The sequence below is a fragment of the Streptomyces sp. JLYT201 genome (assembly GCF_059448825.1).
Map to the genome: position 1 here is coordinate 4,468,918 of NZ_CM182551.1, position 16,727 is coordinate 4,485,644.

Annotated in this window: 19 protein-coding genes; 4 read left to right on the forward strand and 15 right to left on the reverse strand. The window is 73.8% G+C overall.

Going from position 1 to position 16,727, the window contains the following annotated elements:
- Positions 1-98 precede the first annotated feature (98 nt).
- Positions 99-755 carry an SCO3374 family protein gene (locus tag AC5WAM_RS18240; protein ID WP_495523168.1) on the forward strand — a complete coding sequence of 219 codons (657 nt, stop codon included), beginning with the start codon at positions 99-101 and terminating at the stop codon, positions 753-755.
- On the opposite strand, the gene AC5WAM_RS18245 is transcribed toward AC5WAM_RS18240, so the two are convergent.
- The 11 genes from AC5WAM_RS18245 to AC5WAM_RS18295 form a co-directional block, all read right to left on the reverse strand.
- On the reverse strand, positions 734-1,069 hold the full coding sequence (locus tag AC5WAM_RS18245; RefSeq protein ID WP_030679881.1) for a histone-like nucleoid-structuring protein Lsr2: 336 nt from the start codon (positions 1,067-1,069) through the stop codon (positions 734-736). The two genes, AC5WAM_RS18240 and AC5WAM_RS18245, sit on opposite strands and share 22 nt — an antisense overlap.
- Positions 1,070-1,293: 224 nt before the next feature.
- The gene (locus tag AC5WAM_RS18250) at positions 1,294-1,887 is read right to left on the reverse strand and encodes an amino-acid N-acetyltransferase (RefSeq protein WP_366794234.1); all 594 of its coding nucleotides are present in this window, start codon (positions 1,885-1,887) and stop codon (positions 1,294-1,296) included.
- 9 nt (positions 1,888-1,896) lie between these two features.
- Positions 1,897-2,340: a BlaI/MecI/CopY family transcriptional regulator gene (locus AC5WAM_RS18255; RefSeq protein ID WP_366794235.1), complete on the reverse strand. Its 444-nt coding sequence runs from the start codon at positions 2,338-2,340 to the stop codon at positions 1,897-1,899.
- 164 nt (positions 2,341-2,504) lie between these two features.
- Entirely contained in the window at positions 2,505-2,681 is a 177-nt protein-coding gene (locus tag AC5WAM_RS18260) for a hypothetical protein (protein WP_366794236.1), read from the reverse strand.
- A 13-nt stretch (positions 2,682-2,694) separates the two neighbouring features.
- Positions 2,695-3,357, reverse strand: coding sequence for a hypothetical protein (locus AC5WAM_RS18265; RefSeq protein ID WP_495523169.1), 663 nt, complete (start codon positions 3,355-3,357; stop codon positions 2,695-2,697).
- 141 nt (positions 3,358-3,498) lie between these two features.
- Complete coding sequence (locus AC5WAM_RS18270) at positions 3,499-3,768, reverse strand: hypothetical protein (protein WP_495523170.1); 270 nt, start codon at positions 3,766-3,768, stop codon at positions 3,499-3,501.
- Positions 3,769-3,855: 87 nt separating this feature from the next.
- Positions 3,856-4,662: a type III pantothenate kinase gene (locus AC5WAM_RS18275; protein ID WP_138961121.1), complete on the reverse strand. Its 807-nt coding sequence runs from the start codon at positions 4,660-4,662 to the stop codon at positions 3,856-3,858.
- A 6-nt stretch (positions 4,663-4,668) separates the two neighbouring features.
- Positions 4,669-5,691: a carboxylating nicotinate-nucleotide diphosphorylase gene (gene nadC / locus AC5WAM_RS18280; protein ID WP_495523171.1), complete on the reverse strand. Its 1,023-nt coding sequence runs from the start codon at positions 5,689-5,691 to the stop codon at positions 4,669-4,671.
- Positions 5,688-7,391 carry an L-aspartate oxidase gene (locus AC5WAM_RS18285; protein WP_495523172.1) on the reverse strand — a complete coding sequence of 568 codons (1,704 nt, stop codon included), beginning with the start codon at positions 7,389-7,391 and terminating at the stop codon, positions 5,688-5,690. The genes nadC and AC5WAM_RS18285 overlap by 4 nt, the downstream gene beginning before the upstream one ends.
- 55 nt (positions 7,392-7,446) lie before the next feature.
- Positions 7,447-8,448: a pantoate--beta-alanine ligase gene (gene panC / locus AC5WAM_RS18290; protein ID WP_366794240.1), complete on the reverse strand. Its 1,002-nt coding sequence runs from the start codon at positions 8,446-8,448 to the stop codon at positions 7,447-7,449.
- Positions 8,445-9,443 (reverse strand): Rossmann-like and DUF2520 domain-containing protein, encoded by a 999-nt coding sequence (locus tag AC5WAM_RS18295; protein WP_495523173.1) that lies wholly within the window; start codon positions 9,441-9,443, stop codon positions 8,445-8,447. Before AC5WAM_RS18295 ends, panC begins: the two co-directional genes overlap by 4 nt.
- Before the next feature lie 136 nt (positions 9,444-9,579).
- On the opposite strand from AC5WAM_RS18295, the gene AC5WAM_RS18300 reads away from it, so the two are divergent.
- Entirely contained in the window at positions 9,580-10,818 is a 1,239-nt protein-coding gene (locus AC5WAM_RS18300) for a threonine aldolase family protein (protein WP_495523174.1), read from the forward strand.
- On the opposite strand, the gene AC5WAM_RS18305 is transcribed toward AC5WAM_RS18300, so the two are convergent.
- Positions 10,778-11,014 carry a hypothetical protein gene (locus AC5WAM_RS18305; RefSeq protein ID WP_495523175.1) on the reverse strand — a complete coding sequence of 79 codons (237 nt, stop codon included), beginning with the start codon at positions 11,012-11,014 and terminating at the stop codon, positions 10,778-10,780. The two genes, AC5WAM_RS18300 and AC5WAM_RS18305, sit on opposite strands and share 41 nt — an antisense overlap.
- A gap of 290 nt (positions 11,015-11,304) precedes the next feature.
- On the opposite strand from AC5WAM_RS18305, the gene AC5WAM_RS18310 reads away from it, so the two are divergent.
- Positions 11,305-12,414, forward strand: coding sequence for a DUF5937 family protein (locus tag AC5WAM_RS18310; RefSeq protein WP_495523176.1), 1,110 nt, complete (start codon positions 11,305-11,307; stop codon positions 12,412-12,414).
- A gap of 36 nt (positions 12,415-12,450) precedes the next feature.
- On the opposite strand, the gene AC5WAM_RS18315 is transcribed toward AC5WAM_RS18310, so the two are convergent.
- A complete protein-coding gene (locus AC5WAM_RS18315) occupies positions 12,451-13,125 on the reverse strand; it encodes a response regulator transcription factor (RefSeq protein WP_495523177.1) in 675 nt (224 codons plus the stop codon).
- A 126-nt stretch (positions 13,126-13,251) separates the two neighbouring features.
- Positions 13,252-14,454 (reverse strand): sensor histidine kinase, encoded by a 1,203-nt coding sequence (locus tag AC5WAM_RS18320; RefSeq protein ID WP_366794245.1) that lies wholly within the window; start codon positions 14,452-14,454, stop codon positions 13,252-13,254.
- A 104-nt stretch (positions 14,455-14,558) separates the two neighbouring features.
- Between AC5WAM_RS18320 and AC5WAM_RS18325 the strand changes: the two genes are divergently transcribed.
- Positions 14,559-15,587, forward strand: a complete 1,029-nt coding sequence (locus tag AC5WAM_RS18325) for an SAM-dependent methyltransferase (RefSeq protein WP_495523178.1) — start codon at positions 14,559-14,561, stop codon at positions 15,585-15,587.
- On the opposite strand, the gene AC5WAM_RS18330 is transcribed toward AC5WAM_RS18325, so the two are convergent.
- Entirely contained in the window at positions 15,552-16,694 is a 1,143-nt protein-coding gene (locus AC5WAM_RS18330; RefSeq protein ID WP_138966889.1) for an NADH-quinone oxidoreductase subunit D, read from the reverse strand. The genes AC5WAM_RS18325 and AC5WAM_RS18330 overlap by 36 nt on opposite strands.
- Positions 16,695-16,727 lie beyond the last annotated feature (33 nt).

Genomic DNA, 16,727 nt, shown 5'->3' on the forward strand with positions numbered 1-16,727 from the left:
CCGGGCACGCCCCCATTTTCGCCACCGTACGCAACCAGTGCCCCACCCTGCGTGACGTTCGCCGTAACTCCCGTACGCCTCGGGCGGTTGCTCCTGGCATGGCCCTTCCCAGCGTTCCGCACCCCCGGCCGTCCGCCGAACCGCGCACCCGGCGTGCGGGGGCGCTGCGGGACGACCCGGTGCGGCGGTGGTACGAGCGGGAGCTCGGCTGGCCGGTGCGCCCCGGGCCGGGGCCAGGGGCCGCCCTCCGCCTGATCACGGGGGTGCGCTTCGACGTCCTTCAGCTGCCGGCCGAGGCGGGCTTCGCCGCGCTGCGCCACCTGGGCCCGAAGGCTCCCGTGGCCCTGCACGGCGGGACGATGCGGCTCCTGGTGGCCGCGGGCAGCGCCGACGAGCTGCCGGGGCTGCTCGACTGGCTGGAGTGGGGGGGCATCCCCCTGGACCTCACCGCGATCGGCACGGGCGGCCTCATCGACGCGCCGACGCCGCCGGGCCTGCCCGGCTCACGAGGGGCCGCCGTGTGGCTGCGCCCCCCGGAGCCCGGACACGAAGTGGAAGCCACGCTGCCGTCGCTCACGACTCTGGCGACCCTGGCGCCACGGGCGGCGGCGCGGGTCCTGGACGGCAGCGGAACCGACCCCCATTCCGGCTCCGCCGCGGGCTCCGATCTCGTACGGCTCGTGGACACGGCGGCGACACAGTGCCACCGGGTCCGCTTGCGGCGTGCGAGCAATCAGCCGTTGGCCTTCTCGTAGGCCTCGCGGATGGACGCGGGGACGCGGCCGCGGTCGTTGACCTCGAAACCGTTCTCCTTCGCCCAGGCGCGGATCTGCGCGGTGTCCTGGCTCTGGCTCGCTGCCGGGGCGCGCCCCTTGCCACGACCGCTCGCGCGGCCTCCGGTACGCCGACCGCCCTTGAGGTACGGCTCGAGGAGTCCGCGGAGCTTGTCTGCGTTGGCGGTGGTGAGATCGATCTCGTAGCTCTTGCCGTCGAGGGCGAACGTCACGGTCTCGTCCGCCTCGCCGCCGTCGAGGTCATCGACAAGAAGGACCTGAACCTTCTGTGCCACCGGATTTCCTTTCATCGATAACTTCAGGGCCGGGCCACGCGGCCTGCGCCGCCGATTCGCCGCCCCCTGTTATATGCAGCACTGCAGTACGTCGGAAAGCAAACCGCTTTTCCTGGAAAAACACAAACCCCTGGGAGAGACCGGCTCCACGAGATCCCGGGAAACATGCGCGTTTCGGACATAGGGCACCGGGCATGTGACAGCCCGGAATAGTGCCGTCACGATCACAGATGCAGAAGCATCCGGCTGTTGCCCAAGGTGTTCGGTTTCACTCGTTCGAGACCCAGGAACTCCGCTACGCCCTCGTCATAGGAACGAAGGAGCTCCGTGTAGACATCTGTGTCGACGGTATCGGCGGGTGCCTCGCCGATCTCCACGAAGCCGTGCTTGGCGAAGAAGTCGACTTCGAAGGTGAGGCAGAAAACGCGCCGGACACCGAGCCGGCGCGCGGTCCGAAGCAACTTACCGAGCAGCTGATGCCCCACGCCCGCGCCCTTGACCTCAGGATTCACCGCGAGGGTACGGACTTCGGCCAGGTCTTCCCACATCACGTGCAGGGCCCCGCAGCCGACCACCGTCCCCGCTTTGCCGTTGCCGCCGCCGCGTTCCGCGACCCAGAACTCCTGGATGTCCTCGTAAAGCGTGACGGTCGCTTTGTCGAGCAGGACACCCCGGCGGGCGTACGAGTCGAGCAGGGACCGCACGGCGGGCACATCCGTGGTGCGCGCCCTGCGTACGGAGACGGCATTTGGCGCGGAGTCGCTGAGCGGCGGGACTTCGGCACGCTCCGCGGGGAGTTCGTCGGGCTCGGCTGGCATGGGCGGACGCTATCGCTCGGTCACGCGGTCCGGACCGTCGGGGTTCGCGGGGTTCTCGGGGTTCGCCGGGTTCGCCGGGCTCGCGGGGCTCTCATGGGATTCGACCATGCGGACCGCGTCGCTGAGGGCTTCCCGCTGCTGTGGCGACATCATGCCGAAGAAGGCGACGAGAGCGGCCGCCGGGTTGTCGCTCTGCGACCAGGCTTCGTTCATGAGTGCGGCCGAGTAGGCGGCACGCGTGGAGACCGCCTCATATCGATAGGCGCGACCTTCCGCTTCGCGGCGCACCCAGCCCTTCTGATGGAGATTGTCCAGAACGGTCATCACCGTGGTGTACGCGATCGACCGTTCCTGTTGCAGGTCTTCCAGGACTTCTCGAACGGTCACGGGGCGGTTCCACTTCCACACCCGCGTCATCACTGCGTCTTCGAGTTCTCCCAAGGGGCGAGGCACAGCAGAACAATAGTGGGCGAAGTGACCTAAGTCACTGAAGCCGCGAAAGGCGGGACGGGCATGGGCAGGCGCCCCACAGTGTCGACTTTTATGACAAAAAGGGCATACGGTTCGCGCACGAGGGGAACCGTATGCCCTTGAGGGGCCTCGGACGGGCGCCTGGGTCAGGCGCCGGCCTTCGGTGACTGCCGGACGGCCTCGGCTCCGGCGATCGCCGCGTCGACGGCGGCGTCCTCCTTGGCCTTGTTGGCGCCGCCCTGGGTCTTGACGATCGTCACGATGAGGCCGATGAAGAACACGGCCATCACTACGGGGGGCACGAGCGCGGAGACGTATTCCATGCCCCCAGCGTAGCTAGCCCGCCGCGAGCCGCTGCGACGGGGCGGGGGGCCGGGCCGGGCGCTTGGGCGGGAACACCTCGGCCGGGGTGGGCACCGGGCGCGGCCGCTCGGACGGAGCGGGCTCCGCGGGCGGCTCGGGCCGGGGCGCGGGCTTGTCCCCGTCGGCGGCGCGGCCGCCGGGCAGGGCCAGGAGCCGGGTGCGGGACTGCGGCACGAGGGGCCGGGGCGGGGGCGCGGTGCGGCTGTCCGCCGCCCGGGCTTCGCTCGCCGCCGCGAGGCGGGCGCGCAGGGCCCGCTCGGCGAGGCCCTCGCAGCGGGCGAGCAGGGCGGCCGCGCGCGGTGTGCCGCGCAGGGCGCGCAGCGCGGCGAGGTCGTCGGGAGCGGGCCGGTAGCCGGTGGCGAGCACGTCCTCCAGGAGCTCCAGGTAGCCGGCGGCGGTGCCGGGGAGCGCCGCCCGGTAGCGCGCGAGGTCGGCCACCAGGAAGGCGCGCAGCCGTGCGCCTTCGCGCACCGTCTCGTCGATGTCGTCGGCGAGGCGCACGCAGTCCTGCACGGCCTGGTCGTCGAGGGCGTGAGCGGTACTGGGGTGCAGGGCGAGGGCCAGGGCGCGGCGGAGCACGCGCAGCTCCTGAGCGCCGAAGGCCATGCCGCCCCGGGATCCGTATGGCGTGGGCATGGGGTGACGATACGCGCGCAAAGGACAAAATCGTCTTAACTCACCCGTATGCGCGACACGAGCCTGCGGCCGCGCTTGTCTGGGTGGTGGGCTCTGTCTTCCCACCCGTCCGCCCGGAATTCCCCGGCCTTGCCGGGCGGCCTATTTCGAGCGGCGCCGCGTCGTGGCGAAGGCGACCGCGCCCACGCCGAGGGCCGCGGCCCCGGCGGCCGCGGCCCAGGGCAGCACCCCCGCCCCGGTCTCGGCCATGCGGCCGTCCGGGCGGGGTCCGGAGGGCGCGGAGGGCTCGACCGTGGACAGGGCGGGCCCGGGCGGCGGCTCCTGTGCCGAGGCCGGCGCGGCGGCCGTCAGCGCCGCCACCGCCAGGGCCGCCGCGGCACCCCACCGCCCCCTACGTTTCCTGCGTCCCATGCCCATCAGGCACCCAGCCCCCACACCCGCTCAGAACCCCTCCCTGGGGAGACTCCACGGGGCGGCGCCAGGTTGCCTGAGGGGACGTCAAGTACGCGACACGTTCCGCTCGTAGACCAGACGGAGGCCGATCAGCGTCAGCCACGGCTCGTGCTCGTCGATGACCGACGCCTCGCCGAGCACCATGGGCGCGAGCCCGCCCGTGGCGATGACCGTGACGTCGCCGGGCTCCCCGTGCGGGCCCGCGAGCTCGCGGGCCATCCGCCGTACGACGCCGTCGACCTGGCCCGCGAAGCCGTACAGGATGCCTGCCTGCATGGCCTCCACGGTGTTCTTGCCGATGACGCTGCGCGGCCGGGCCAGCTCGATCTTGCGCAGCTGCGCGCCGCGGACGCCGAGGGCCTCCACGGAGATCTCGATGCCGGGAGCGATGACGCCGCCCGCGTACTCCCCGCGCGCGGAGACCGCGTCGAACGTCGTCGCCGTACCGAAGTCCACGACGATCGCGGGACCTCCGTAGAGCTCGACCGCCGCGACCGCGTTGATGATGCGGTCGGCGCCGACCTCCTTGGGGTTGTCCATGAGGATGGGGACGCCGGTCTTGATGCCGGGCTCCACGAGGACGGCCGGGACGTCGCCGTAGTAGCGGCGGGTGACCTCGCGCAGCTCGTGCAGGACGGACGGGACCGTGGAGCAGATCGCGATGCCGTCGATGCCGTCGCCCAGCTCCTCGCCGAGCAGGGGGTGCATGCCCATCAGGCCGTTGAGGAGCACCGCCAGTTCGTCGGCGGTGCGCCGGGCGTCGGTGGAGATGCGCCAGTGCTCGACGATGTCCTCGCCGTCGAAGAGCCCGAGGACGGTGTGGGTGTTGCCGACGTCGATCGTGAGCAGCATGGCGGGTTACTCCGCCCCGCGCGCGGGGGCCTCGGCGGCGTCCCTCAGGTCGAGGCCGATGTCCAGGATCGGCGAGGAGTGCGTGAGCGCGCCCACCGCGAGGAAGTCCACGCCCGTCTCCGCGTACGCCCTGGCGTTCTCCAGGGTGAGGCGGCCGGAGGACTCCAGGAGCGCGCGGCCGCCGACGATCGCGACGGCCTCCGCGGTCTCCCCGGGCGTGAAGTTGTCCAGGAGGATCAGGTCGGCGCCCGCCTCCACGACCTCGCGGAGCTGGTGCAGGGTGTCCACCTCGACCTCGACGGCCACGTCCGGGAAGGCGTCCCGGACGGCCTTGAAGGCCTGGGCCACGCCGCCCGCAGCGACCACGTGGTTGTCCTTGACGAGGGCCGCGTCGGCGAGCGACATGCGGTGGTTGACGCCGCCGCCCGTGCGGACGGCGTACTTCTCCAGGGAGCGCAGGCCCGGCGTCGTCTTGCGGGTGTCGCGGACCTTCGCGCCGGTGCCCTCCAGGGCGTCCGCCCACGCGCGCGTGGCGGTCGCGATGCCGGACAGGCGGCACAGCACGTTCAGCGCGCTGCGCTCGGCGGTGAGCAGGTCACGGGTGCGGGTGGTGATGCTCATCAGGACGTCACCGGCCTCGACGCGCTCGCCGTCCTCGACGTGCCGCTCGACCTCGAACTCGTCCGCGCAGACCACGGAGACGATGGCCTCGGCGACCCGGAGGCCCGCGACGGTACCCGCCTGGCGCGCCGTGAAGTCGGCGGTGGCGACGGCCTCTTCGGGGATGGTGGCGACCGTCGTGACGTCCACGGCGTCCGGCGAGAACTCCATGTCCTCGGCGATCGCGAGGTGCGCGATGTCCTCGACCTGGACGGGGTCGAGCCCGGCGTCGGCGAGGAGCTGGGCGAGCGACGGGTCGAGTCCGCACGCCATGGCGTCGGGCGCCTCGTCGCCGCAGCCGCAGGCGTCGCCGCAGCCGCTGTCGGCGAGGGGGAGTTCGGGGGTGCCGGTGGTGCTCACGTCGGTCACTGCTCCTGAGTGCTGGGGAAGCTGGCGTTGTCGGTGGTGCGTATGGCGAGGGTGCGATCCGGATTGATGCGTACGACGATGTGGCGTCCCCACGCCGCGTCGTCGCGGGTCCCGTGGTCCTCGCGCCAGTGGCAGCCACGAGTCTCCTCGCGCCGCTGCGCCGCCGCCACCAGAACGCGCGCCACGCACAGGAGGTTGGTGGTCTCCCAGGCGTCGACGCCCGGCTCAGCGGTCTTGCCGTCCTCGGCGAGCGCGCCCGCCGCGGCCGCGTGGATCCCGGCGAGCCGCTCGGCGGCCTCGGCGAGCGAGGCGGCGGAACGCAGCACTCCGGCGCCCTCGGTCATGGCCCGCTGGATGGCGAAGCGGGCCTCCGGGGGCAGCAGCGGGTGGGCGGGCTGCTCGGGGGCCGCCACCGGGGCGGGCACGCGCGCGTGGAGGCTGTCCGCGGCCTGCCGGGCGGCGATGTCCGCCGCGATGCGCTCGGCGTAGACCAGGCCCTCCAGGAGGGAGTTGGACGCCAGCCGGTTCGCGCCGTGCACGCCTGTGCAGGCGACCTCGCCGCACGCGTACAGGCCCGCCACGGTGGTGCGGCCGTGCAGGTCGGTGCGGACGCCGCCGGAGGCGTAGTGCGCGGCGGGGGCGACCGGGATCGGCTCGGTCACCGGGTCGATGCCGTGGGCCCGGCAGGCGGCGAGGATCGTGGGGAAGCGCGTGGCCCACATGTCGGCGCCGAAGTGGCGGCCGTCCAAGTACATGTGCTCGACGCCCTGTTCCAGCATGCGGCGCGTGATGCCCTTGGCGACGATGTCGCGCGGGGCCAGCTCGGCGAGCTCGTGGGCGCCCAGCATGAAGCGCACGCCGTCCGCGTCCACGAGGTGGGCGCCCTCGCCGCGCACGGCCTCGGACACCAGCGGCTGCTGGCCCTCGGCGTCGGCGCCCAGGAAGAGCACCGTCGGGTGGAACTGCACGAACTCCAGGTCGGACACCTCCGCGCCCGCGCGCAGGGCGAGGGCCACGCCGTCGCCCGTGGACACGGACGGGTTCGTCGTCGCCGAGAAGACCTGGCCCATGCCGCCGGTGGCGAGCACCACGGCGGGCGCGCGCACGGCGCCCACGCCGTCGTGCTGGCCCTCCCCCATGACGTGCAGGGTCACGCCCGCCGCGTGCCCGTCGGCGTCCGTCAGGAGGTCCAGGACCAGGGCGTTCTCGACGGTGGGTATGCCGCGCTCGCGGACCGCTTCGACGAGGGCGCGGGAGATCTCCGCGCCGGTCGCGTCGCCGCCCGCGTGCGCGATGCGGCTGCGGTGGTGGCCGCCCTCGCGGGTCAGGGCGAGCCCGCCCCCGGCGGCCGCGTCGAACCGGGCGCCCGTCTCGATGAGGCGGCGCACGGCGTCGGGGCCCTCGGTGACCAGGAGGCGCACCGCCTCCTCGTCGCACAGGCCCGCGCCCGCCACGAGGGTGTCGTCCAGGTGCTGCTCGGGGGTGTCGCCCTCGCCGAGCGCGGCGGCTATGCCGCCCTGCGCCCAGCGTGTGGAACCGTCGTCCAGGCGCGCCTTGGTGACGACGACGGTCTCCAGGCCCGCCGCCGCACAGCGCAGCGCGGCCGTCAGACCGGCCACTCCGGAGCCGACGACCACGACGTCGGCGGTCAGCGACCAGCCGGGGGCGGGAGCGTGCAGCCGTATGCCAGTACCGCTCATGCGAGGGCTCCGATCACGGTCGTACGGGGGCGCGCGGCGGCCCCGGTGGGCGCGGTCACGCCGGACCTCCGAAGGTCAGCGGGATGTTGTCGATGAGGCGGGTCGTGCCGACCTTGGCGGCGACGGCGAGCACCGCCTCGCCCTGGTGGCCGCGCACGACCGGCCGGAAGTCCGACGGGTCGACGAGCGCCGCGTAGTCCAGGACGAGCGGGGGCCGGAGGCGCGCCGCCTCGTCGAGGACCTGCCGCGCGGCCGCGAGGACGGCCTCGGGGCCGGCGGGCGCGGCCTGGGCGACCGCGTGGGCGTCGGCCGCCGCGCGGGACTCACCGAGCGCGTTCAGCGCGTCCGCGCGTGCCGGGGTGGCCGGGGCGAGCGCCGCACGCGCGCGCAGGGCCTCCTGCGCGGCGTGCCGGTCGCGGCCCGCGAACAGGGCGCGGGAGAGCGCGAGGGCGGTGTGCCGCTCGGCCGGTGACAGATAGCGGTTGCGGCTGGAGCGGGCGAGGCCGTCCTCCTCGCGGACCGTCGGCACGCCGGCGATCTCCACGGGGAAGTTCAGATCCCGGACCATGCGGCGGATCAGGGCGAGCTGCTGGGCGTCCTTCTGGCCGAACAGCGCCACGTCGGGGGCCGTCAGGTGCAGCAGCTTGGCGACGACGGTGAGCACGCCGTCGAAGTGCCCGGGGCGCGTGGCGCCTTCGAGGACCGTGCCCATGGGGCCCGCGCCGACGCGGACCTGGGGCTCGCCGCCGGGGTAGACCTCCTCCACGGAGGGCGCGAACACGACGTCGGCGCCCGCCTGCTCGGAGGTCTTCACATCGGCTTCGAGGGTGCGCGGGTAGCGGTCCAGGTCCTCGCCCGCGCCGAACTGGAGCGGGTTCACGAAGACCGTGACGACGACCTCGCCGTCGGGGCCCGCGGCGCGCCGCGCCTCGCGGATCAGCGTGGCGTGGCCCTCGTGCAGGGCCCCCATGGTCATGACGACGGCCCGGCGGCCCGTACGCGCGCGTGCGCGCAGGTCGTCGGCGGTGTGCAGCAGCCGGATCGGTGCGCCGCTCATCGGTCTCCTCCGTCCGCTCCGCCGTCGTGGAACCCCTCGGTGCCGCCCGCGGCTCCCCCGGGGCCCGCGAGCACGCCGAGGAGGTCCTCGGCGAGCTCGGGCTTGAGCAGGCCGTGCGCGAGCGCGCGGTCGGCGGTGGCGCGGGCCATCGCCAGATACCCGGCCACGGTCTGCGGCGCGTGCTTGCGCAGCTCGGCGACGTGCGCGGCGACGGTGCCCGCGTCGCCGCGCGCGACCGGGCCGGTCAGCGCGGCGTCACCGGAGCGCAGGGCGTTGTCCAGGGCCGCGCCGAGCAGCGGGCCGAGCATGCGGTCGGGGGCCGCGACGCCCGCGCCGCGCAGCAGCTCCATGGACTCGGCGACCAGGGTCACCAGGTGGTTGGCGCCGAGCGCGAGCGCCGCGTGGTACAGCGGCCTGGCGTCCTCGGCGATCCACTCGGGCTCGCCGCCCATCTCGATGACCAGGGCCTCGGCGGCGAGCCGCAGCTCGTCGGGCGCGGTCACGCCGAAGGAGCACCCGGCCAGGCGCTGGACGTCCACGGGGGTGCCGGTGAAGGTCATCGCGGGGTGCAGCGCGAGCGGCAGCGCGCCCGCGCGCAGGGCGGGGTCGAGGATCTTCGCGCCGTACCGCCCGGAGGTGTGCGCGAGGAGCTGTCCGGGGCGCACCGCGCCGGTCTCGGCGAGGCCTTCGACAAGGCCGGGAAGGGCGTCGTCGGGCACGGTCAGGAGCACCAGGTCGGCGCGCTCGAGGACCTGCGCGGGCGTGACCACGGGCACGTCGGGGAGCATGGCCGCGGCCCGCCTGACGGAGCTGTCGGAGACGCCCGACACGGCCACCGGACGGTGCCCGGCGAGCTGCAGCGCGGCGGCGAGGGCGGGGCCGACGCGGCCCGCGCCGACGACGCCCACGGTGAGCCGCGCGGGCCGGTCCTTGGGGTCGGGGCCGTGGCCCGCCCGGGGGTCGGAGTGGGGCTCCGGCCGGTGAGGTGCGTTCACGCGATGACGCCTTCCCGTTCCAGTCCGCTCGGGGTACCGGACGATTTCTCGTCATGCTAACGCTATCCGTCCGCGCGGCGCCGTCGGCTGTCCACAGGCTGTGGGCATTCGTACGACCGCGCGGGATGATCTGTGGATGACCGCACACGACGCGCAGGACGACGCGCTCACTCCGCAGGAGAGCCCCCGGGCGGCCGGGCCGGGGACCCGGCAGGAGGACCCCGGGGCGGCCGGGCCCGAGGGCCGGGGCGAGCCCGACGAGCAGGAGCGGCGCATCGCGGCGGCCCGGGGCGCTCGGCGGCTCCTCGCCCGCCACCCGGTGACCGTTCCGCTCGGCGAGCACCTCGCCGCCCTCGCCGGGGGCGCGGCGGACGTCGCGGACCTGGAGGGACCCGCCGACCTGTACGGCGACGGCGTGGTCGAGGACCTGGAGGACGAGGTCGCGCGGCTGCTCGGCAAGGAGGCCGCCGCGTTCTTCCCGACGGGCACGATGGCGCAGCAGGTGGCGCTGCGCTGCTGGGCGGGCCGCACCGGCAACGCGACGGTGGCGCTGCACCCGCGCTCCCACCCGGAGGTCCACGAACGGGGCGCCCTGGTCACGGTGAGCGGTCTGCGCACGGCGCACCCCACGGACGCCCCGCGCCCGCCCACGGCCGAGGAGGTGCGGGACTTCGAGGAGCCCTTCGGCACGCTGATGCTCGAACTGCCCCTCAGGGAGCCCGGTTTCCTGCTGCCCACCTGGGACGAGCTCCAGGAGGTGGTGGCCGCGGCCCGCGAGCGGGACGCCGTGGTCCACTTCGACGGTGCCCGGCTGTGGGAGTGCGCACCGCACTTCGGCCGCTCCCTGGACGAGATCGCCGGGCTCGCGGACAGCGTGTACGTGTCGTTCTACAAGTCCCTGGAGGGCATCGCGGGCGCCGCGCTCGCCGGCCCGCAGACGCTCGTCGAGGAGGCGCGGGCCTGGCGGCACCGCTACGGAGGGCTCGGTTTCCAGCAGTTCCCGACCGCCCTGTCGGCGCTGCTCGGCCTGCGGAACGTCCTGCCGCGCCTGCCGGAGTACGTCGCCCACGCGCGCGTGGTCGCCGACGCGCTGCGCGAGGCCTTCGAGGCCTCCGGGGTGCCGTGGTCGCGCGTGCACCCGCAGCCGCCGCACACCCACCAGTTCCAGGTGTGGCTGCCGTACCCGCCCGACATCCTGAACGAGGCGGCCCTCGCGCAGGCCGAGGAGACGAAGACCCTGCTGTTCTGGCGCTGGTTCCCGGACGGCCCGCCGGGCCTGTCCGTCACGGAGGTCACCGTGGCCGGGCCGGGGATGGCGTGGACGGCCGACGACGTCAGGGAAGCGGTCGCGGACTTCGTACGCCGCCTCCCCTGAGGCCGTGCAGGGCCCGGCGGAGGGCGGCCCGCAGGCGTCCGTGCGCGGGGCGTTCGTGGACCACGGCGTGGAACCGGCCGTAGTCGCGCACCTCGCGCACGACCTGCCAGTCGTGGGCGCCAGGCGCGGGCGGCGCGGCCTCGCCGTGCTGGGCGGCGCGGTAGCTGTCGAGCAGGAACTGCTGGGTGACGCTCATGACGTACGACCTTTCATGGCAAATAGTACTTAACGGGCAGCGCGGAGGCGGCGGAACCCGTCGGACGTCCGGGGCGGGGCCCCGAGGACCGGTGAGCGGGAAGGAGAGAGGGCCGGAGGGAGGAACAAGCCGGGCCGGGCCGGGAGAACGGCCCGCCGGGGCGGGGCGGCGACATCGGCACCCCGTCGATGTCCCAAGCCTGCGCCAGGCCCGGCGGCCAGGTCCCGCCGATTGACGTCAGTCGTCAATCGACGGCGGCGATGTCAGTGGCCCGGTGCACCATGGGGACCATGAGCGTGAGCATCGACATCACCGGCCTGGCGCCGGAGCGGGTCCATGTCGTGCCCTCGCCCCTCGCCGAGCTCGGCATGGCGCTGCACGCCCTGTCCGAGCCCGGTCACCACCCGGGGCTGCAGGGCTGGGCGACGGCGGTCAACGCGCGTCTGGACCAGAGCCTCGCGGACCGCCTGTGCGAGGCGGACTTCCTGTGGCGGACGACGTTCTCGGACGTCTTCGCGCCGTTCGCGGGCATCCCCGGCAAGCGGGCGCTGCCCGGTGCCACGCTCGCCGAGGAGCTCGACCAGCTGGACAAGCTGACGGACGAGCAGTTCGTGGACGCCGCCCTGGAGTTCACCTGCCAGCTCGCCTACGACCAGAACCGCGTGACGGACCCGCTGAACGACCTGGACATGCGCCGCCACGCCCTGGAGCTTGCCGCCGCCCGGGGCGAGCACCAAGTGGCGTTCACCGAGCGCCTCCTGGACGACCCGCCCGCCGTGCGCGCCTGGTTCCGCCAGCTGATGCAGGACTGCGACGAGGCGTTCTTCGCGGACACCTGGGCCCGGGTGAGCCACCAGCTCGCCGCGGACGCCCGGCACAAGACCGAGCTGCTGCGCCGCAAGGGCCTCGGCGAGGCCCTGAAGGCGATGTCCGGGGCGGTGACCCTGGACGAGGAGGCCCGGCGGATCACCATCGACAAGATGGCCTCGGGCCACACCAGGACGGCCGAGGGCGGCCTCGTCCTGGTGCCGACCAGCCTCGGCTGGCCACACGTGATGGTCCTGCACCGCTATGGCTGGCAGTCCTCGATCACCTACCCCATCAGGTCCCCCGGCCTGACCGAGCCCGCCTCCGTGGAGCAGCTCACCCGCCGCATGGCCGCGCTCTCGCACCCGGTGCGGATGCGCCTGTGCCGCCACCTGGCCCGCGGGGCGTACACCACGGGTGAGCTGGCGGACGCCCACGGCATGACGGCCCCGGAGATATCCCGCCACCTGAGCGTCCTGAAGAAGGCCGAGCTGATCACCACCCGCCGCCGCGGCAGGTACGTGCAGCACCAGCTGGACCTGGGCGTGGTCTCGCGGCTCGGCAGCGAGTTCATCGAGGGCGTGCTCCGGTAGGCCGTGCCGGGGGGCCCGCCCGGGCCCCCGGAGGGGTCAGCTTCCGCCGCCGCCCGCGCGCACCAGGCCCGTCTCGTAGGCGAGCACCACCACCTGCACCCGGTCCCGCAGTCCCAGCTTGGTCAGGATGCGGCCCACATGGGTCTTCACGGTCGCCTCGGACAGCACGAGGCGGGCCGCGATCTCGCCGTTCGACAGGCCCTGGGCGACGAGCACCATGACCTCGCGCTCGCGCTCGGTGAGCCGCTCGAGGCCCTTGTGCTGCGGCTGCCCCGCCGTGCCCGGCAGCATCGGCGCGAACCGGTCCAGCAGACGCCGCGTCGTGGACGGCGCGACCACCGCGTCACCGCTGTGCACGGCCCGGATCGCGGCGAGCAGTTCGCCGGGCGGCACGTCCTTGAGCATGAACCCGGACGCGCCCGCCTTCAGCCCCGAGAAGGCGTACTCGTCGAGGTCGAAGGTCGTCAGGATCAGCACCTTCGGGGGGTTGGCCTCGGAGCAGATGCGGCGCGTCGTCTCCACGCCGTCCAGCTTCGGCATGCGCACGTCCATCAGGACCACGTCGACCGCCGTGGCCCGCAGCACCTGGAGGGCCTCCACGCCGTCGCCCGCCTCGGCGACGACCTCCATGTCCGGCTGGGCGGCGAGCACCATCCGGAATCCGGTGCGCAGCAGCACCTGGTCGTCGACGAGCATCACGCGGATGGACATCACACGGTCCCTTCAGGGTGGATCGGCGGCAAGGACATCGGCGGAACGGGCGGGAGCGGGCCGAAGCAGCACCCCACGGGCGGAGTCAACCACGGACACCTGGTCCCGGTGCACCGGTGACAGGTGTCAGTGTGCGGGTTTGAGAGGCAGCAGCGCGCTGATGCGGAATCCGCCCCCCGGCCGCGGGCCCGCGTCCAGGGTGCCGCCGACCATGCCGACGCGCTCGCGCATGCCGATCAGGCCGTGGCCGCTGCCGTCCGCGCCGCCGTCCTCGTACAGCTCGTGCGGGGCGCCCTTGCCGTCGTCCTCCACGAGCAGCCCGAGGCCGTCGTCGAAGTAGACGAGCCGGACGCTGGCCCCGGCGTTCTCACCACCGTGCTTGCGGGTGTTGGTGAGGGCCTCCTGCACGATGCGGTACGCGGTCAGCTCCACGCCGCTGGGCAGCGGGCGCGGGGTGCCCTCGACCTTGAAGTCGACCGGCAGACCGGCGCCGCGCACCTGCTCGATGAGCTCGTCGAGCTGCTCGACGTCCGGCTGCGGGACGTACTCCCCGCTCTCCTCGGGCTCGCCGGTGCGCAGCACGCCGAGCAGCCTGCGCATCTCCGCGAGCGCCTGGCGGCCGGTGCCGGAGATCGTCGCGAGGGCCTGCTTGGCCTGGTCGGGCGCCGCGTCCAGGACGTATGCGGCGCCGTCGGCCTGGACGACCATCACCGACACGTTGTGCGCGACGACGTCGTGCAGCTCGCGGGCGATGCGGGCGCGCTCGGCCGCGACCGCGACCTTGGCCTGCGCCTCGCGCTCCCTCTCCAGGCGGGCGGCGCGCTCCTCCAGTTGCGCGAAGTAGGCGCGGCGGGTGCGGATCGAGTCACCGAGCACCCAGGCGAGGGCGAACGGAACGAGCATGAAGACGGTGTAGAGCACCTTGCCCCACATTCCGGTCGCTGTCTCCGGCCAGCGCAGCTGCGACAGCGGCGCGGCCGCGAGACCGCCGGTGAGGGCGAACCGCGAGGCCCACTTGGGGCCGTCGGCGGCCGCCGTGTAGATGATCACGAGCATCGCGAAGTTCGCCATGTTCGGCCGCACGTCGCCGGCCATCTGCACGAGGCCGATCACCGCGGCGAGCACCAGCATGTGCTCCGTGAACCGGCGGCGCAGCGCCACCACCAGGCACAGGCCGATGACGACCGGGACCACCACCAACGTGGGGTCGTGGCCCTCCGAGTCGGCGACGGCCACCACGCTCAGCCCGGAGAGACCGAGGAGAACGAACGCCCAGAAGGCGTCGACCCCCGTCGGGTGTCTGCGGAGAAAGTCATAGAGGCGCTGCACGTAACCCAGCGTAGGCAACCGGTCCGGGCCCCGGGTCAACCCGAGGTGCGATCCGTACGGCCGTCTCGTACTCCCCAAGGTGGAGGCCGCATAGCCTTCTCGCTGTGACGCACGAGGCACAGCGAGCGGCAGGGCACCCCGCGCGGGGCTGGCGGGAGGCCACCGAGGAGGCCCTGTACGGGCCGTACGGCTTCTACCGCAGGCCCGAGGGCCCGGCGGGGCACTTCCGCACCTCCGTGCACGCCTCGCCCCTGTACGCGGCCGCCGTGGCCCGGCTCCTGCGCCGCGTGGACGCCGCGCTCGGGCACCCCCGGGAGCTGGCGTTCGTGGACGTGGGCGCGGGCCGCGGCGAGCTGACGACGGGCGTCCTCGCGGAGCTGCCCGCCGACGTGGCGGCCCGCACGCGCGCGTACGCGGTGGAACGCGCCGCACGCCCCGAAGGCCTCGATCCGCGCGTGCGGTGGTGCGCCGCCCCGCCCGCCGGGGCGAGCGGCCTGCTCTTCGCCAACGAGTGGCTCGACAACGTCCCCCTGGACGTCGCGGAGACCGCCCCCGACGGCTCGGTGCGCCGGGTCCTCGTCCGCGAGGACGGCACCGAGGAGCTCGGCGGCCCCCTGGCGGGCCCCGACGCCGACTGGCTCGCCCGGTGGTGGCCCCTGGGTACCGAGCCCGGTCTGCGGGCGGAGATCGGCCGCCCCAGGGACACGGCCTGGGCGGCGGCCGTCGCGACGCTGGACCGCGGCCTCGCGGTCGCCGTCGACTACGCGCACGCCCAGGACGCGCGACCGCCCTTCGGCACGCTGACGGGCTTTCGCGAGGGCCGGGAGGCGGTGCCCGTGCCGGACGGGAGCTGCGACATCACCGCCCATGTGGCGCTCGACGCCTGCGCCCTGCCCGGCGGACGGCTGCTCACCCAGCGGGCCGCGCTCGCCGCCCTGGGGGTGCGCGGCGGCCGCCCGCCGCTGGCCCTGGCCTCCGCCGACCCGGCGGCGTACGTACGCGCCCTCACGCGCGCGGGCGAGGCGGCGGAGCTGACCGCGCGGGGCGGGCTCGGCGACTTCGGCTGGCTGACGCAGCCGGTGGGGATCGCGGACCCGCTACTTGTCGATGTCGCCGACCACGAAGAACAGTGACCCCAGGATCGCCACCATGTCGGCGACCAGCTGCCCCGGCAGCAGCTCGGTGAGCGCCTGGATGTTGTTGTACGACGCCGAGCGGAGCTTGAGGCGGTACGGGGTCTTCTCGCCCTTGGACACCAGGTAGTAGCCGTTGATGCCGAGCGGGTTCTCCGTCCACGCGTACGTGTGGCCCTCGGGGGCCTTGAGCACCTTCGGCAGGCGCTGGTTGATGGGCCCCTGGGGGAGGTCGGCGATCCGGTCCAGACAGGCGTCCGCGAGGTCGAGGGCGTTGTGGGTCTGCTCCAGGAGGCACTCGAAGCGCGCCAGACAGTCGCCCTCCTCGCGGGTCACCACCTTCAGGACGTCGCCCAGCTCGCCGTACGCCAGATACGGCTCGTCGCGGCGCAGGTCGAAGTCCACTCCGGAGGCACGGGCGATGGGACCGCTCACTCCGTAGGCATGCACCGCCTCTTCGGAGAGCACGCCCACGCCGCGCGTGCGTCCCCGGAAGATCTCGTTGCCGAGGACCAGTCGGTCGTACACGTCCATGCGGGAACGCACCGAGGCGACGGCCGCCCGCGCGCGGGCGGTCCAGCCCGCGGGCAGGTCCTCCTTGAGGCCGCCGACCCGGTTGAACATGTAGTGCATTCGGCCGCCGGAGATCTCCTCCATGACGTTCTGGAGCTCCTCGCGCTCCCGGAAGGCGTAGAAGACCGGGGTGATGCCGCCCAGCTCCAGCGGGTACGAGCCGAGGAACATCAGGTGGTTCAGCACGCGGTTCAGCTCGGCGAGCAGCGTGCGCGTCCACACCGCGCGCTCGGGCACCTCCATGCCGAGCATCCGCTCCACGGCGAGCACCACGCCCAGCTCGTTGGAGAACGCCGACAGCCAGTCGTGGCGGTTGGCCAGCATCACGATCTGCCGGTAGTCGCGTGCCTCGAAGAGCTTCTCCGCACCCCGGTGCATATAGCCGATGACCGGCTCCGCGTGCTGGATGCGCTCGCCGTCCAGGACGAGGCGCAGGCGCAGCACGCCGTGGGTGGACGGGTGCTGCGGCCCGATGTTCAGCACCATGTCCGTGCTCTCGGCGGCACCGCCGACCCCGACCGTCGTCTCGGTCAGCTCCGTACCCGCCGCTGTCCGCGTCTTCCCGTG

What these genes read in the sequence shown, in the direction of transcription:
- AC5WAM_RS18240 (WP_495523168.1), top strand. Translation starts at nt 99, where the DNA reads ATGGCCCTTCCCAGCGTTCCGCACCCCCGGCCGTCCGCCGAACCGCGC.
- AC5WAM_RS18250 (WP_366794234.1), bottom strand. Translation starts at nt 1,887, where the DNA reads ATGCCAGCCGAGCCCGACGAACTCCCCGCGGAGCGTGCCGAAGTCCCG.
- AC5WAM_RS18260 (WP_366794236.1), bottom strand. Translation starts at nt 2,681, where the DNA reads ATGGAATACGTCTCCGCGCTCGTGCCCCCCGTAGTGATGGCCGTGTTC.
- AC5WAM_RS18265 (WP_495523169.1), bottom strand. Translation starts at nt 3,357, where the DNA reads ATGCCCACGCCATACGGATCCCGGGGCGGCATGGCCTTCGGCGCTCAG.
- AC5WAM_RS18270 (WP_495523170.1), bottom strand. Translation starts at nt 3,768, where the DNA reads ATGGGACGCAGGAAACGTAGGGGGCGGTGGGGTGCCGCGGCGGCCCTG.
- AC5WAM_RS18275 (WP_138961121.1), bottom strand. Translation starts at nt 4,662, where the DNA reads ATGCTGCTCACGATCGACGTCGGCAACACCCACACCGTCCTCGGGCTC.
- AC5WAM_RS18285 (WP_495523172.1), bottom strand. Translation starts at nt 7,391, where the DNA reads ATGAGCGGTACTGGCATACGGCTGCACGCTCCCGCCCCCGGCTGGTCG.
- panC (WP_366794240.1), bottom strand. Translation starts at nt 8,448, where the DNA reads ATGAGCGGCGCACCGATCCGGCTGCTGCACACCGCCGACGACCTGCGC.
- AC5WAM_RS18300 (WP_495523174.1), top strand. Translation starts at nt 9,580, where the DNA reads ATGACCGCACACGACGCGCAGGACGACGCGCTCACTCCGCAGGAGAGC.
- AC5WAM_RS18305 (WP_495523175.1), bottom strand. Translation starts at nt 11,014, where the DNA reads ATGAGCGTCACCCAGCAGTTCCTGCTCGACAGCTACCGCGCCGCCCAG.
- AC5WAM_RS18310 (WP_495523176.1), top strand. Translation starts at nt 11,305, where the DNA reads ATGAGCGTGAGCATCGACATCACCGGCCTGGCGCCGGAGCGGGTCCAT.
- AC5WAM_RS18315 (WP_495523177.1), bottom strand. Translation starts at nt 13,125, where the DNA reads ATGTCCATCCGCGTGATGCTCGTCGACGACCAGGTGCTGCTGCGCACC.